This window comes from Stenotrophomonas sp. STEN083, from assembly GCF_056759195.1.
Genome location: NZ_JBRRCU010000028.1, coordinates 1 through 13232, shown reverse-complemented (window position 1 = coordinate 13232; position 13232 = coordinate 1). Strand labels below are relative to the sequence as shown.

At 63.7% G+C, this 13232-nt stretch carries 14 protein-coding genes; 6 read left to right on the top strand and 8 right to left on the bottom strand.

Annotated features, from left to right (window positions below; all coding sequences use genetic code 11):
• Positions 1 to 116: 116 nt before the first annotated feature.
• Positions 117 to 878, bottom strand: a complete 762-nt coding sequence (locus tag ACVOK8_RS10305; protein WP_481566726.1) for an arginyltransferase — start codon at positions 876 to 878, stop codon at positions 117 to 119.
• Positions 879 to 1028: 150 nt separating this feature from the next.
• Between ACVOK8_RS10305 and ACVOK8_RS10300 the strand changes: the two genes are divergently transcribed.
• Positions 1029 to 1613 carry an EF-hand domain-containing protein gene (locus ACVOK8_RS10300; protein ID WP_481566725.1) on the top strand — a complete coding sequence of 195 codons (585 nt, stop codon included), beginning with the start codon at positions 1029 to 1031 and terminating at the stop codon, positions 1611 to 1613.
• A 66-nt stretch (positions 1614 to 1679) separates the two neighbouring features.
• Here ACVOK8_RS10300 and ACVOK8_RS10295 read toward each other — a convergent pair whose 3' ends face one another.
• The 4 genes from ACVOK8_RS10295 to ACVOK8_RS10280 form a co-directional block, all read right to left on the bottom strand.
• On the bottom strand, positions 1680 to 2894 hold the full coding sequence (locus ACVOK8_RS10295; protein ID WP_481566724.1) for an RNA polymerase sigma factor: 1215 nt from the start codon (positions 2892 to 2894) through the stop codon (positions 1680 to 1682).
• Positions 2895 to 2955: 61 nt separating this feature from the next.
• A complete protein-coding gene (locus tag ACVOK8_RS10290) occupies positions 2956 to 3498 on the bottom strand; it encodes a pathogenicity-like protein (protein ID WP_481566723.1) in 543 nt (180 codons plus the stop codon).
• Between the two features lie 3 nt (positions 3499 to 3501).
• Positions 3502 to 4413 (bottom strand): acyl-CoA thioesterase II, encoded by a 912-nt coding sequence (gene tesB, locus ACVOK8_RS10285; protein WP_481566722.1) that lies wholly within the window; start codon positions 4411 to 4413, stop codon positions 3502 to 3504.
• A gap of 92 nt (positions 4414 to 4505) precedes the next feature.
• Positions 4506 to 5288: an enoyl-CoA hydratase/isomerase family protein gene (locus ACVOK8_RS10280; protein WP_481566721.1), complete on the bottom strand. Its 783-nt coding sequence runs from the start codon at positions 5286 to 5288 to the stop codon at positions 4506 to 4508.
• Between the two features lie 36 nt (positions 5289 to 5324).
• Here ACVOK8_RS10280 and ACVOK8_RS10275 point away from each other — a divergent pair, with 36 nt between their 5' ends.
• Positions 5325 to 5768 (top strand): copper chaperone PCu(A)C, encoded by a 444-nt coding sequence (locus ACVOK8_RS10275; protein WP_481566720.1) that lies wholly within the window; start codon positions 5325 to 5327, stop codon positions 5766 to 5768.
• Here the strand turns inward: ACVOK8_RS10275 and ACVOK8_RS10270 are convergent, their stop codons facing one another.
• The gene (locus tag ACVOK8_RS10270; protein ID WP_481566719.1) at positions 5769 to 6632 is read right to left on the bottom strand and encodes an AraC family transcriptional regulator; all 864 of its coding nucleotides are present in this window, start codon (positions 6630 to 6632) and stop codon (positions 5769 to 5771) included.
• Positions 6633 to 6748: 116 nt separating this feature from the next.
• Between ACVOK8_RS10270 and ACVOK8_RS10265 the strand changes: the two genes are divergently transcribed.
• Positions 6749 to 7282 carry a carboxymuconolactone decarboxylase family protein gene (locus tag ACVOK8_RS10265; protein ID WP_481566718.1) on the top strand — a complete coding sequence of 178 codons (534 nt, stop codon included), beginning with the start codon at positions 6749 to 6751 and terminating at the stop codon, positions 7280 to 7282.
• A gap of 304 nt (positions 7283 to 7586) precedes the next feature.
• On the opposite strand, the gene ACVOK8_RS10260 is transcribed toward ACVOK8_RS10265, so the two are convergent.
• Entirely contained in the window at positions 7587 to 7994 is a 408-nt protein-coding gene (locus ACVOK8_RS10260; protein ID WP_296248213.1) for an acyl-CoA thioesterase, read from the bottom strand.
• Complete coding sequence (gene uvrA, locus ACVOK8_RS10255) at positions 7991 to 10954, bottom strand: excinuclease ABC subunit UvrA (protein WP_481566717.1); 2964 nt, start codon at positions 10952 to 10954, stop codon at positions 7991 to 7993. The genes ACVOK8_RS10260 and uvrA overlap by 4 nt, the downstream gene beginning before the upstream one ends.
• Positions 10955 to 11250: 296 nt before the next feature.
• Here uvrA and rplU point away from each other — a divergent pair, with 296 nt between their 5' ends.
• The 3 genes from rplU to obgE all read left to right on the top strand — a co-directional run bounded on the left by rplU (position 11251) and on the right by obgE (position 13066).
• Complete coding sequence (gene rplU / locus ACVOK8_RS10250) at positions 11251 to 11559, top strand: 50S ribosomal protein L21 (protein ID WP_481511122.1); 309 nt, start codon at positions 11251 to 11253, stop codon at positions 11557 to 11559.
• A gap of 19 nt (positions 11560 to 11578) precedes the next feature.
• Positions 11579 to 11839 carry a 50S ribosomal protein L27 gene (gene rpmA, locus ACVOK8_RS10245; protein WP_282269141.1) on the top strand — a complete coding sequence of 87 codons (261 nt, stop codon included), beginning with the start codon at positions 11579 to 11581 and terminating at the stop codon, positions 11837 to 11839.
• Positions 11840 to 12007: 168 nt separating this feature from the next.
• Positions 12008 to 13066, top strand: a complete 1059-nt coding sequence (gene obgE / locus ACVOK8_RS10240) for a GTPase ObgE (RefSeq protein WP_481566716.1) — start codon at positions 12008 to 12010, stop codon at positions 13064 to 13066.
• Positions 13067 to 13232 lie beyond the last annotated feature (166 nt).

Genomic DNA, 13232 nt, shown 5'->3' with positions numbered 1-13232 from the left:
TTGCTCCTGTTGAATGAATACTTCCTTGCGTCATCACGATGCGCGACGACATTCCCATTCTGCATATATCCCAGTTAAGTGTGCATCAAGGCAATCCCAATTGAGGCGTTTCTCAATCAAGGTCGGCCATTGCCAAGGTCCTGTTCGCCCTGCACCCAGCGCTTGCCATCGAAATACTCCAGCGGATGGAAGCGTCGCTTGTAATCCATCTTGCGGTGACCGTTGATCCAATAGCCCAGATATAAATGCGGCAGCCCGTTGCGCTGTGCCCAGGCAATCTGCTGCAGGATGCCGAAGGTGCCGAGGCTGCGTTTTTCTTCGTCCGGATCAAAGAACGTATAGACCGCAGACAGCCCGAGGTCGGTGACATCGGTGACGGCGACGGCCAGCAGCTGCCCGCGTTTGCCGGCCGCGCCCGGCGTGCGGATTTCCATGAAGCGGCCGTGTGACCAGCTGCCGATCAGGAACTGGTCGAACTCATGCGGGCCGTGTTCGTCCATGCCGCCCTTGGCATGGCGGTGGGACAGGTAGCGCTGATACAGCGCGAACTGCTCGTCGGTGCGCTCGGCCGGCAGAATCCGGCATTGCAGGTCGGCGTTATGCGCCAAGCAGCGCCGCTGGCTGCGGTCCGGGTTGAAGCGCTCCACCGGTATGCGCACCGGCACGCAGGCGCGGCAGCCTTCGCAGTGCGGGCGGTATACCAGGTCACCGGAGCGGCGGAAGCCCCAGGTCAGCGCCATCGGGTAAAGCGCGCCCAGACGCTCGTCCTGGGGATCCAGCACAAGGTCGCGCGCCTGCCGTTCCGGCCAATAGCCGCAGGGATGCTCGCCGGTCTGGAACAGGCGCAGTTCTTCGTTGTTTTCGCCATGGGCAGCCATGCGCACAGCATAGCGGTGGCGCGTCGCAAATCCTGCGCCTGTCTGCGTGATGAATATCGCCGGGGCACAGGTCAACCGAACCGGCGGCCGGAGCGTTGACCGTAGCGAGGACGCAATGCCGCGTCCGCTGTCTCACCACGGAGCCACACCATGACCAAGACCCATCGCAAACCTCTCCTCCTGCTGGTGATGCTGCTGGCCACCTCGGCGACCGGCCTGGTGTTCGCGGCCGCGCCGACCAGCACCGGCCCGGCGCCACAGCGCCTGGATGCCAACAATGATGGCGTGGTTGATCGTCAGGAAGCAGCGGCGCGTCCGCATCTGGCGCAGCGTTTCGACGAGCTGGACAAGAACAAGGACGGCAAGCTGTCGCGCGAGGAGATGGCGCAGATGCGGCATGGCGGACGTCACGGCGGTGATCGCCACGGCGGACATCGTGGTCAGCGCGATGGCGGCTTCCTGCGCGGCATGGATACCGACAACGACGGCCGCATCAGCACCGCCGAGTACCAGGCCAATTTCACCCGCCTGGATGTAAACAAGGATGGCTATATCGACCAGGCTGATCGTCAGGCCCGTGCCGAACAGCGTCGTGCCGAATGGTTTGCCAAGGCCGATACCAACAAGGACGGCAAGTTGAGCCCGGAAGAACTGCAGGCCGCACGCAAGGACGGTCATCGCGATCATCGTGGCCCGCGCGGCCCGGTGCCGGCGCAGTCTCCGGCTGAGAAGTAAGTTGCACAAAGGCGCCGATCGACAACACCCCCGCTGGCAGCAGCGGGGGTGTTTTGTTGTGAGTAATCACTGCTGCAGCAGTGCGTACAACGTCGCCGCCACCGCCAGCACTGATGTGGCAATCACGGCGCTGCGCCCAAACATGCTCCGGTAGACCCAGGACGGCCCCTTGCGGCCATGGCGTGCAGCATCGCGGGCGAGCATCGGTGCCATCGCCCGCGGCAGGGTGACCAGATACTGGTAGTTCAAGGCGGCCATGCCTGCCGCCAGGATCAGCAGTCCGCCAACCAGGCCCAAGCGCAGTACCACGCCAGCCAGGGCGCAGACGCAGAACACGAACGCACTGATGGTGTGCAAGCGCATGAAGCGGCGAACACGCTGGGTTTCCTCAGGGGTCTCGGCATAGCGCAGGAGGTAGAGATTGGAGAGGTAGGCGCCCAGGACACCAAGCGCGATGGAACCAAGCACCAACCACAGCTCGAACATGCTGGGAAACAGGACGTTTGCAGCGGCCCCGAGGGTGCCCGCTGCGGCGCCGCTGCTGGCGGTGCTGGCGCCCAGTCCGCCCAGGCCGAGTTTGCCAGCGCCCGTGCCGGCAACGCCTGCACTGCTGGCGATGATCGCAGCGCTGGCTGCACCGGGGGCTGCCAGCATCAGCGTCGAGCTGATCAGCGCAGCGAAAGCCGCGCCCGGTGCCGTGGTGCGTGCGAACTCACCAAAGCGCTTGAGCATCTCCTCACGCACGCTGGCGCGGGCACGCGACAGGCGCTTGCGCACGGCGGCATCGCTCAGGCCGAGCAGCATGGCCACCTGCTGCGAGCTTTGACCTTCGCGGTAGTACAGCAGCAGGGCTTCGCGGCTGTCTTCGGGCAGGGCCGAGATGATTTCCTCGGCGACCAGTTCTTCTTCCACCCGCGCCAGCGCATCGACGCCATTGGGCGAGGGATCGGCAGCCATGCTGATGGCGATTTCCGCGCCTTCGCCGCTGAGCGGCCGGTTGCGGTTGGCGCGCAGCCAGTCGCGGGCGAGGTTGCGGGTGATCTGGCGCAACCACGGCAGGAAACTGGAAGCGTTGTTGAGCTGCGTCAGCTGCTGCCAGGCCTTGATGAAGGCTTCCTGGGCGATGTCCTCGCTGGCCTGAACGTCGCGGGTGATGGCCAGGGCAATGGCGGTCACCGTGTTCTGGCAACCAAGCACGATGCGTCCATAGGACTGCGTGCAGCCCTTGCGGGCGGCAGGCAGCTCGTTCTGCAGCATGATCTCCAGCGCTTCGGTGCTCATCGGACAGGCCTTTTCGACGGTACTGCCAAACAGGACGGGCACCGAAGCCCGATGTGACCGATTATTTTTCCGGAGCCGGAGCCGGAGCCGGAGCCGGAGCCGGCGGTGGGCTGTCAGGCTGGGACTGGATGCGAACGCGGAACTCGTCTTCGCTGGGTTGCTGCTGGGCTGGCTGTGCCTGCACGGCGGGGGCAGCCGGAGCGGTGGTCGGCGCAGTGCGATGGCGCATCATGATCACCAGCGCCACGCCGGCAATCACCACCAGCAGCGCGATGCGGATGCGCCAGGCCCAGCTGCGGCCATTGCCGACCTCGGCGGGTGCTTCGCGGAAGGCGTATTCGGCGGTGGGATGGTCGCGGCGGGTGGTGTCGAGCAGACGCTTGTCGCGCAGGATCTCGCGCGCACGCGGCTGGTCGTTGGCATGCACCACCCAGACCGCGGGCTGGTTCTCGTTGTTGACCTTGTCGGTATAGCTGAACTGGCCGCGGCGTTTGCTGTGGTACGAGCGGCCGTTGGTGACGCGCACCTCGATGCCGGCATCGCGCAGGATCTGCGCGACACCTTCGGCGTTCTCGACGCGCTGGCTGCTGAAAATCTTGCGCATGGTTCAGCCCTTGCTCGCTTCGTTGTCGTCGGGGGTCACGCGGATCAGACCTTCCTGTGCGGTACTGGCGACCAGCACGCCATCGCGGGTATAGAACTGGCCACGCGCCAGACCGCGCGAGTCCTGCGCGCTCGGGCTGTCCAGCGAGTACAGCAGCCAGTCGTCGGCGCGGAACGGGCGGTGGAACCAGATCGCGTGGTCCAGCGAGGCCATCTGCACATGCGGCTGGTAGTAGCTGATGCCGTGCGGGAAGGTCGCCGTGCCGAGCAGATGGAAATCGGAGGCATAGGCCAACAGCGCCTGGTGCAGCTCCGGCGCGTCGCCGATCTTCTCGTTCAAGCGCAGCCACACCTGGTGATAGGGCGGACGCTTGGGCGGGTTCAGTTCGTCACGCGGATAGACATGGCGGAACTCGAACGGACCGCCTCGCGAAAGCCAGCGCTGCACCTTCACTGGCAAGCGCTCCAACACATCGGGGGGCAGCGGGCGGCTCGGCTCGATGTCCTCGGGCTGCGGCACGTCCGGCATCTTGTGCTGGTGCTCGGCGCCGCTTTCGGCCTGCTGGAACGAGGCCGCGCAGAAGAAGATCACCTTGCCGTGCTGGATCGCGGTGACCCGGCGCACCGAGAAGCTGCCGCCATCACGGGTGCGGTCCACGTCATAGACGATGGGGTGGTCAATATTGCCGGCGCGCAGGAAGTAAGCATGCAGTGAATGCACGTGACGGCCGTTCTCGACCGTTGCCTGCGCGGCGGCCAGTGCCTGGCCCAGCACCTGCCCGCCGAACACGTACTTGGTGCCGATATCGCGGCTCTGGCCACGGAACAGGTTGTCCTCCAGCCGCTCTAGCGACAGCAGGTCAATCAGCTCGGATACCACGGGTTCGGGCGTGTTGGACAAGGCGGCGGCCTTCATTTCGACAGGCCGCGATTATAGGCGAGCATGGGAGGGTGAACGCGGGCAGGCGCTGCCGTCGGTACCGATCCCCAGCCCGGAGCGAGTGCTGCTCAGTTCTTGCCCAGGCGAGCAGCCAAGGCCTGCAAAGCGCCCTGCGCATCCGGCGAGAACCAGGCCTCGACGAAGCGCTCCAGCTGGATGTGCTCGGCTTGCATTGCCTCGTGCAGGTCGGCGCGGGCGATGGCGCGGGTCTGCAGCATCGGCTGCGCCGGCAGCTTGAGCTGGGCCTGCAGCCAGCCGATGGCGCGTTCGACCACCTGTGGCGCGCCGTCAGCCAGTTCATCGACCAGGCCGATCTCCAGGGCGCGCTCGGCGCTGACCAGCTGGCCGCCGGTCAGCAATACCCCGGCACGGTGGTGACCAACCACTCGGCGCATCAGGCGTTGGATGCCTTCCGGCGCGACCAGGCCCACCTGCACCTCGTTCAGACCGATCACATAGGGTTTTGCCGGGTCGATGCTGCGCGCCATCACCCGGTAATCGCAGCACAGCGCCAGCACGCAGCCCCCAGCTGGTGAATGGCCGGTCAGCGCGGCCACCACCGGCACGCGGCTCTCGGCCAGCACGCGGGCGGCCCCGAAGAAGGCCTGCCAGCTATCCATCAATTTGCGCTTGTCATCACCATGCGAGAGCAAGTGCGGCACGTCCATGCCGCCGGTGAAGATCCGCTCGCTGCCGGACAGCACGATGCCGTGCACGTCGTCGGTCATGGCCACGGTGACGGCGGCAATCAGTGCACGGCACAGTTCGGTATCCAGCGCGTTGACCGGCGGCCGCGCCAAGCGCAGTTCACGGATGGGGCCATGGTTGATCACTTCGATGAGCGTGGTCATGCTGCGGGTTCTCGTACGGCAAGGAGTCGTGGCCTGATGATAACCAAACCATTCGTGTGCGTACTGTTGGCCTTGTGTGCTTTCGAGGCCGCAGCTGCGGCACCGGCCTGTGTGACCGTGGAACAGGGCTGGGTGCGACTGACGCCGGCGGCAATGCGAATGGCGGCAGGCTTTGCGCGCATCCGCAACGGCTGCGCCAGCGAAGTGGTGGTGATTGGCGCGGGCAGCAAGGCCTTTGGCGATGTGTCGCTGCATGAAACCACGGTCACGCAAGGCGTCAGTCGGATGCGGGAGATCGATCGCTTGCCGATTGCCGCGGGTGCATCGGCCGAGCTCAAGCCCGGCGGTCTGCACTTGATGCTGATGCAACCGGAAGTGCCGCTGGCGGAAGGCGCGCAGTTGCCCTTGCGGCTGAGCCTGGAAGATGGAACCAAGGTCGACGGCATGTTGCAGGTACGGCGCGAGGCGCCTGCGCGCTGATCAGGCATCGGCCTGCTTCAGCCAGTCGCGCGGCGACATCCCGGTTCTGGATGCGAACACGCGTGACAGCGCCGAGGCATTGGCATAGCCCAGCTCCTCGGCCAGCGTCTTGATCGGCCGGCCTTGCCGCAGCCGGCGCTGGGCCAGCGCGATGCGCCAATCGGTGAGGTAGTCCAACGGCGTCTGTCCAACGATGTCGCGAAAGCTGTTGGCAAACGCGGTGCGCGACATGCCGGCCTGTTCGGCGAGGCTGCTGAGTGTCCAGCTCTCGCCGGGGCGATCGTGCATGGCCGCCAAGGCACGCGACAAGCGTTGATCCGACAGCCCGGTGATGAAACCGGCGGGTATACCGGCTTCCTGCGGATGATCCAGCAGCCAGCGCAGCAACTGTATCACCACGACTTCGAACAGACGATCGGTCAGCAGGCGCTGGCCACAGCGGACGTTGTCGGTCTCGTTGAATAGCAGTTCCAGCGTCACTGCCAGGCCTGGGATGCGTGCCAGCGGCAATGCGATCAGCGACGGCAGTCCTCGCACCAGCGGATGCGCGATGCCGCCATCGAAATCAAGCCGCGCGCAGGTGAAGTCAGCGCCCTCGCGCGGTGGGTTGTGGAAGCGGTGATTGAACGGGCGCGGATAGAACAGCAGCGTCGGTTCCTCGAAGTGCATCGAGGCAGGGATATCGCGGCTGCCGGGATGGCTGACCTCGAGCTGGCCGCGCCGCAACACATGCAGGTAAGCATGGCCTTCGCCCGCGTCGAAGCTGGTCAGCCCGCACAGCGGGCCAGAGTGAAACAGCTGCGCCTGGAAGCGGAAATTTTCCAAAACGCCGGCCAGGCGATCCACCGGTGGGAGGGTGCTCATCTGTATCAATTGGTTTGTTTGATGGACTGATCGTATCAAATGGTTCTGGTGCGGGCGGGATACTTCTTTCACGGGCTGACGGCCCGGTAGCCATCCCAATCGATCAGGAGATCACCATGTCACGCATCAATCTGCAGACCCAGACCGCTCCGGCCGCCAGTCAGCCGCTGTTGGCGCAGATCCGCAAAGCCTTCGGCGCTACGCCGAACATGTTCAAGGCCGTCGCTAATTCACCGGCGGCATTGCAGAGCATGTGGGGAGCGTTTGGCGCCCTGGGCAATGGCAGCCTTGGCAGCAAGCTCGGCGAGCAGCTTGCCGTCGCCATCGCCAATCGCAACAGCTGCGAATACTGCCTGGCCGCGCACACCGTGCTGGGGCAGAAGGCGGGTGCTAGTGCGGCGGAGATGGCATCGGCACAGGCGGGTCAGTCCGAAGACGCGCGTACTGCTGCGGCATTGAGATTCGCGCTGAAAGTGGTGGAGCAGCGTGCGCAGCTGGACGATGCCGATGTGGCGGAGCTGCGTAGCGTGGGCTTCGGCGACGAACAGATCGTCGAGATTCTCGCGCATGTGGCGTTGAACCTGTTCACCAACTACATCAACGTGGCGTTGGATGTACCGGTGGATTTTCCGAAGGTTGCGTTGAAGTAAGACGGCGCGAATGCCGGCAGTTCACCGCCAAGCCCGCAACTGCAGCTGAAGCCCCTCTCCCGCTCGCGGGAGAGGGGTTGGGGTGAGGGCGCTTTAAAGCTCCAAAAGCTCTAATAGCTTCAAAAGCTTCAAAAGCTCCCCTCATCCGCCCTTGCGGGCACCTCGCTCCGCGCCCCGGCCCCGTGTAGCACACGGGGCGTACGAACAGTCACGAGCCTTTGGCTCGTAAACGCCTGTTCTTAACCCCGCATGCGGGAGAAGGGAGGTTTCAGACATTTTTACGATCTGCAGGCTTCGCTTCCGCTCAGCTCGAAGCGCCCCTCACAGCCTCAGGCAACGGCGCACTCTTGCCCGTTTGCGTATCCATCCAGACCACCACCACATTGCCGTCCGAATACAGCTTGCTGTCGTCGTTCTGGTCAACGATGCGGTGACCAATGGTCACGCTGCTGTTGCCCAGGCGCTCGACGAACAGCTCGACCACGATATCGTTCGGCCACACGATCGGCAGGCGGTAGTTGATGTTGGTGTTGGCCACCACTGGCGCGATGCGGTCAGTCATCGACACGCCTTCTACACCCAGCATCCAGCGTACGCGCGCTTCTTCCAGGTAGGAAACGTACTTGGCGTTGTTGACGTGGCCCATCGAGTCCATGTCGCGCCAGCGCACGCTGATCGGTACGCGGGCCAGTTGCTTGTGTTCGTTGCTCATTTCGCAGCCTTCTTCTTTGCGGGTGCGGCAGCCTTTTTGGTCGCCGTTTTCTTGGCCGGCTTTTCCTTGCGCGGCGGGCGCGCATCAGGCTTGTTGGCCACAGCTGCCGGTTGCTCCGGGCGCGCGCTGGTGTTCGGCAGCATCTTGGCCAGGAACTGACCGGTGTAGGAATCCGGATGCGCCGCCACGTCTTCCGGCGTACCGGTGACCAGTACGGTGCCGCCACGATGACCGCCTTCCGGACCCAGATCCACGATCCAGTCAGCAGTCTTGATCACGTCCAGGTTGTGCTCGATCACCACCACGGTATTGCCTTCGTCGCGCAGCTTGTGCAGCACGCCGAGCAGGGCTTCGATGTCGTGGAAGTGCAGGCCGGTGGTCGGTTCGTCGAGGATATACAGGGTGCGGCCGGTATCGCGGCGCGACAGTTCCTTGGACAGCTTCACGCGCTGTGCTTCACCGCCCGACAACGTAGTCGCGCTCTGGCCCAGTTTGATGTAACTCAAGCCGACGTCCATCAGTGTTTCCAGCTTGCGTGCAATCGACGGCACTGGCTCGAACAGGCGCAGGGCATCTTCGACCGTCATCTGCAGCACATCGTTGATGTTGAAGCCCTTGTAGAGGATCTCCAGCGTCTCGCGGTTGTAGCGCTTGCCATGGCAGACGTCGCAAGGCACGTACACGTCCGGCAGGAAGTGCATTTCGACCTTGATCAGGCCATCGCCCTGACAGGCTTCGCAGCGGCCGCCACGCACGTTGAAGCTGAAACGGCCCGGTGAGTAACCGCGGGCACGCGCTTCCGGCACCTGTGCGTACAGTTCGCGCAGCGGTGTGAACAGGCCGGTGTAGGTCGCCGGATTGGAGCGCGGCGTGCGGCCAATCGGTGACTGGTCGATGTCCACCACTTTGTCGAACAGGTCCAGGCCTTCGACGCTCTTGTACTTGGCAATCGGGTGCGAGGAACCGTTGATTTCGTTGGCAGCCAGCGAGAACAAGGTGTCGTTGATCAGCGTCGATTTGCCCGAGCCGGACACGCCGGTCACGCAGGTCAACAGGCCGGACGGAACGTCCAGATCCACGTTCTTCAGGTTGTTACCGCTGGCGCCGCGCAGGCGCAACGTCATCTTCGGGTTGGGCTTGTGTCGGCGTGCCGGAATTTCGATGCGACGCTTGCCTGACAGGTATTGGCCGGTCAGCGAGCGCGGAGCATCCAGCAGGTCCTGCAGCTGGCCCTGGCCGACGATTTCGCCGCCATGCACGCCAGCACCGGGGCCGATATCGACCACGTAATCGGCCAAGCGGATCGCGTCTTCGTCGTGCTCGACCACGATCACTGTATTGCCCAGATCACGCAGACGGGTGAGGGTGCCGAGCAGGCGCTCGTTGTCACGCTGGTGCAGGCCGATGGACGGCTCGTCGAGCACGTACATCACGCCGACCAGGCCGGCGCCGATCTGCGAGGCAAGACGAATGCGCTGTGCTTCGCCGCCGGACAAGGTATCGGCCTTGCGCTCCAGGGTGAGGTAGTCCAGGCCGACGTCGACCAGGAAGCCGAGTCGCTCACCGATTTCCTTGACGATCTTGGTGGCGATCTCGCCACGCCAACCGGGCAGGCTCAGCTCGCTGAAGAAGCGCTTGGCTTCGTCGATCGGCAGTACTGCGATTTCCGGTAGCGGGCGGTCGGCGACAAACACGTTGCGCGCGGCCTTGTTCAAGCGCGCGCCCTTGCACTCCGGGCATGGCCGCGAGCTGATGTACTTGGCCAGCTCCTCACGCACCGCAGGCGATTCGGTCTCGCGGTAACGGCGCTCAAGGTTGGGGATGATGCCTTCGAAGCGGTGCTTGCGCTGGTTGCGACCACCGGCTTCGGTGAAATAGGTGAAGGTGATCTGCTCTTCGCCACTGCCGTACAGCACAGCCTGCTTCACGTTGTCCGGCAGCGACTGCCAGGTGGCATCGACGTCGAACTTGTAGTGCTTGGCCAGCGAGGCGATCAACTGGAAGTAATAGGCGTTGCGCCTGTCCCAGCCGCGCACTGCACCGGCGGCCAGCGACAGCTCCGGATGCACGACCACGCGGTTCGGGTCGAAGAACTCGGCCACGCCCAGGCCATCGCAGCCCGGGCAGGCGCCGACCGGCGAGTTGAACGAGAACAGGCGCGGTTCCAGCTCCGGCAGCGCGTAATCACAGACCGGGCAGCTGTACTTGGAGGAGAACAGCTGCGGCGTGCTGTCGGCGGCATCCAGGGTCATCACCGTGGCCATGCCATCGCCCAGCTTGAGCGCGGTCTCAAAGCTTTCGGCCAAGCGCTGCTTGATGTCTTCGCGCGGACGGAAACGATCCACCACGGCCTCGATGGTGTGCTTCTGGCGCAGGGTCAGCGCCGGCACTTCATCGATTTCATACAGCTCGCCGTCAACGCGTACACGCACGAAGCCCTGCGCACGCAGCTGGTCGAAGACCTGGGCGTGTTCGCCCTTGCGATCACGGATCACCGGCGCCAACAGCATGTAGCGTTGCTCCGGATCCAGGGTCAGGACCTGGTCGACCATCTGGCTGACGGTCTGCGCTTCCAGCGGGTAGCCATGGTCTGGGCAGCGCGGGCTGCCGACGCGGGCGTAGAGCAGGCGCAGGTAGTCGTAGATCTCGGTGATGGTGCCGACGGTGGAGCGCGGATTGTGCGAGGTAGACTTCTGCTCGATGGAGATCGCCGGCGACAGGCCTTCGATGTGGTCCAGGTCGGGCTTTTCCATCACGCTCAGGAACTGCCGCGCATACGCCGACAACGACTCGACATAGCGGCGCTGGCCTTCGGCGTAGATGGTGTCGAACGCCAACGAGGACTTGCCCGAGCCGGACAAGCCGGTGATCACGATCAATTTGTCGCGGGGCAGGTCGAGATCGATGTTCTTGAGATTGTGCGTCCGCGCACCGCGGATGCGGATGAAATCCATCGCCATGGGAAATCCGATTTGGACCGCTGCCGGCTGGGCCGGGAGCAGGGTGTGTGGGGGCGTCGCTGACGGCAGTCAATCAGCCTAGCGGCCTTGTGATTTGGGGGCAATTGCCAGTTTTGCCAGTGCTGTTTCCCGCCAGTGGGCCGGATGCCGGGGCGGGGCCTGAACCGGGGTTCAGTCCCGGCACGTCAGGGCAGGGGGTGGGTTGACCCGAGCCCGGTCCGCCCGGTAAAATCCCGCTTCTGTCCGCCCTCGATGGCGGGCAAGGCGACCACAATAACTACAGAGGAAGTCTGGTCATGTATGCAGTTCTGGTAACTGGCGGTAAGCAGTACCGCGTCGTTCAGGGTGAAACCCTGCGCGTGGAAAAACTCGAAGTCGAAGCTGGCAACGAGATCAAGTTTGACAACATCCTGATGCTCGGCGATGCCGACGGCATCAAGCTGGGTGACGCGCTGAAGGGCGCTTCGGTGACCGCGAAGGTTGTGGCCCATGGCCGCGCCGACAAGATCCGGATCATCAAGTTCCGTCGCCGCAAGCACCACATGAAGCGTCAGGGTCACCGTCAGTACTACACCGAAATCGAAATCACCGGCATCGCCGGCTAATTGCTAAGGAGCATCCGTCATGGCACATAAAAAGGGCGTAGGTTCCTCGCGCAACGGTCGCGATTCCAACCCGAAATACCTCGGCGTCAAGATCTTCGGTGGCCAGGCCATCGAAGCTGGCAACATCATCGTGCGTCAGCGCGGCACCCAGTTCCACCCGGGTGCAGGCGTCGGCCTGGGCCGTGACCACACGCTGTTTGCGCTGGTCGATGGCAAGGTTGAGTTCACGGTGAAGGGTGCCAACAAGCGCCGTACCGTCAGCGTTGTCACGGAAGCTTAATTCCGTACGCGCAAGCCGCCCATACTCCGGTGTGGGCTGCTGACGAGAGCCCCGCTTCGGCGGGGTTTTTCGTTGGAACCCCGACATTCCGGGGTGCAGGGCCGATAATGGGCAGTACCTGCTTTTGCTATTCCCCAATCCCCATTTCCTAATCCCGGCGTTAAATTCATGAAACTTGTAGACGAAGCGGAGATCGAAGTCATCGCTGGCAAAGGCGGCAATGGCTGTATCGGCTTTCGCCGCGAGAAGTTCATTCCGCTCGGTGGTCCGGATGGTGGCGATGGCGGTAATGGCGGCAGCGTCTGGATCCGCGCCGACGCAAACCTGAACACCTTGGTCGACTTCCGCCATGACCGCATCTTCAAGGCGCAGCGTGGCGAGAACGGCATGGGCCGCCAGGCCTACGGCAAGGGCGGCGAAGACCTGGTCATCACAGTGCCGGTCGGCACAGTGGTGATGAACGTCGATACCGACGAAGTCATTGGCGACATGACCACGCACGGCGACCGCCTGCTGGTGGCCAAGGGCGGCAAGGGCGGCCTGGGCAACATGCACTTCAAGAGCTCCACCAACCGCGCGCCGCGTCAGGCGCTGCCGGGTGAAGAGGGTGAAGAGCGCCTGCTCAAGCTGGAGCTGAAGCTGCTGGCCGACGTTGGCCTGCTGGGCTTCCCCAATGCGGGCAAGAGCACCTTGATCCGTGCGGTTTCGGCGGCAACGCCGAAGGTCGCTGATTACCCGTTCACCACCTTGTACCCGAACCTGGGTGTGGTGAAGGTCGAGAATTACCGCAGCTTCGTGATCGCCGATATTCCGGGCCTGATCGAAGGCGCGGCTGACGGCGCCGGCCTGGGTGCGCAGTTCCTGCGCCATCTGCAGCGCACCCGTCTGTTGTTGCACCTCGTCGACATCTCGCCGATGGAAGGTGGTGTTGAAGGCATTTCGCCGGTTGAGCAGGTGCGTGCGATCGAGCGTGAGCTCGGCAAGCATGATCCGGAGCTGCTGAAGAAGCCGCGCTGGCTGGTGCTGAACAAGGCTGACCTGATGTTCGAGGATGAGGCCAAGGAAGCGGCTGAGCAGATCATCAAGGAGCTGGGCTGGACTGGCCCGTGGTACCTGGTGTCGGCACTGGGTCGCGAAGGCACCTGGCCGATCATGAAGGACATCATGGCCTCCTTCGATCAGCAGAAGATTCTGGAAGCCGAAGAGCGTCACGCAGCGGGCGAATGATTTTTCGCTGGTAGCTGATGTTTGAGGACAGCCCGGCGAAAGCCGGGATTTCTGTTTTTGGCCTTGGCTTTGGCTTTGGCTTTTGGCTTTTGGCTTTTGGCTTTGCTTTGCTTTGGCTTTGGCTTTGGCTTTTGCTGTGGCTTCGGCTGTGGCTTTGGCTGTGGCT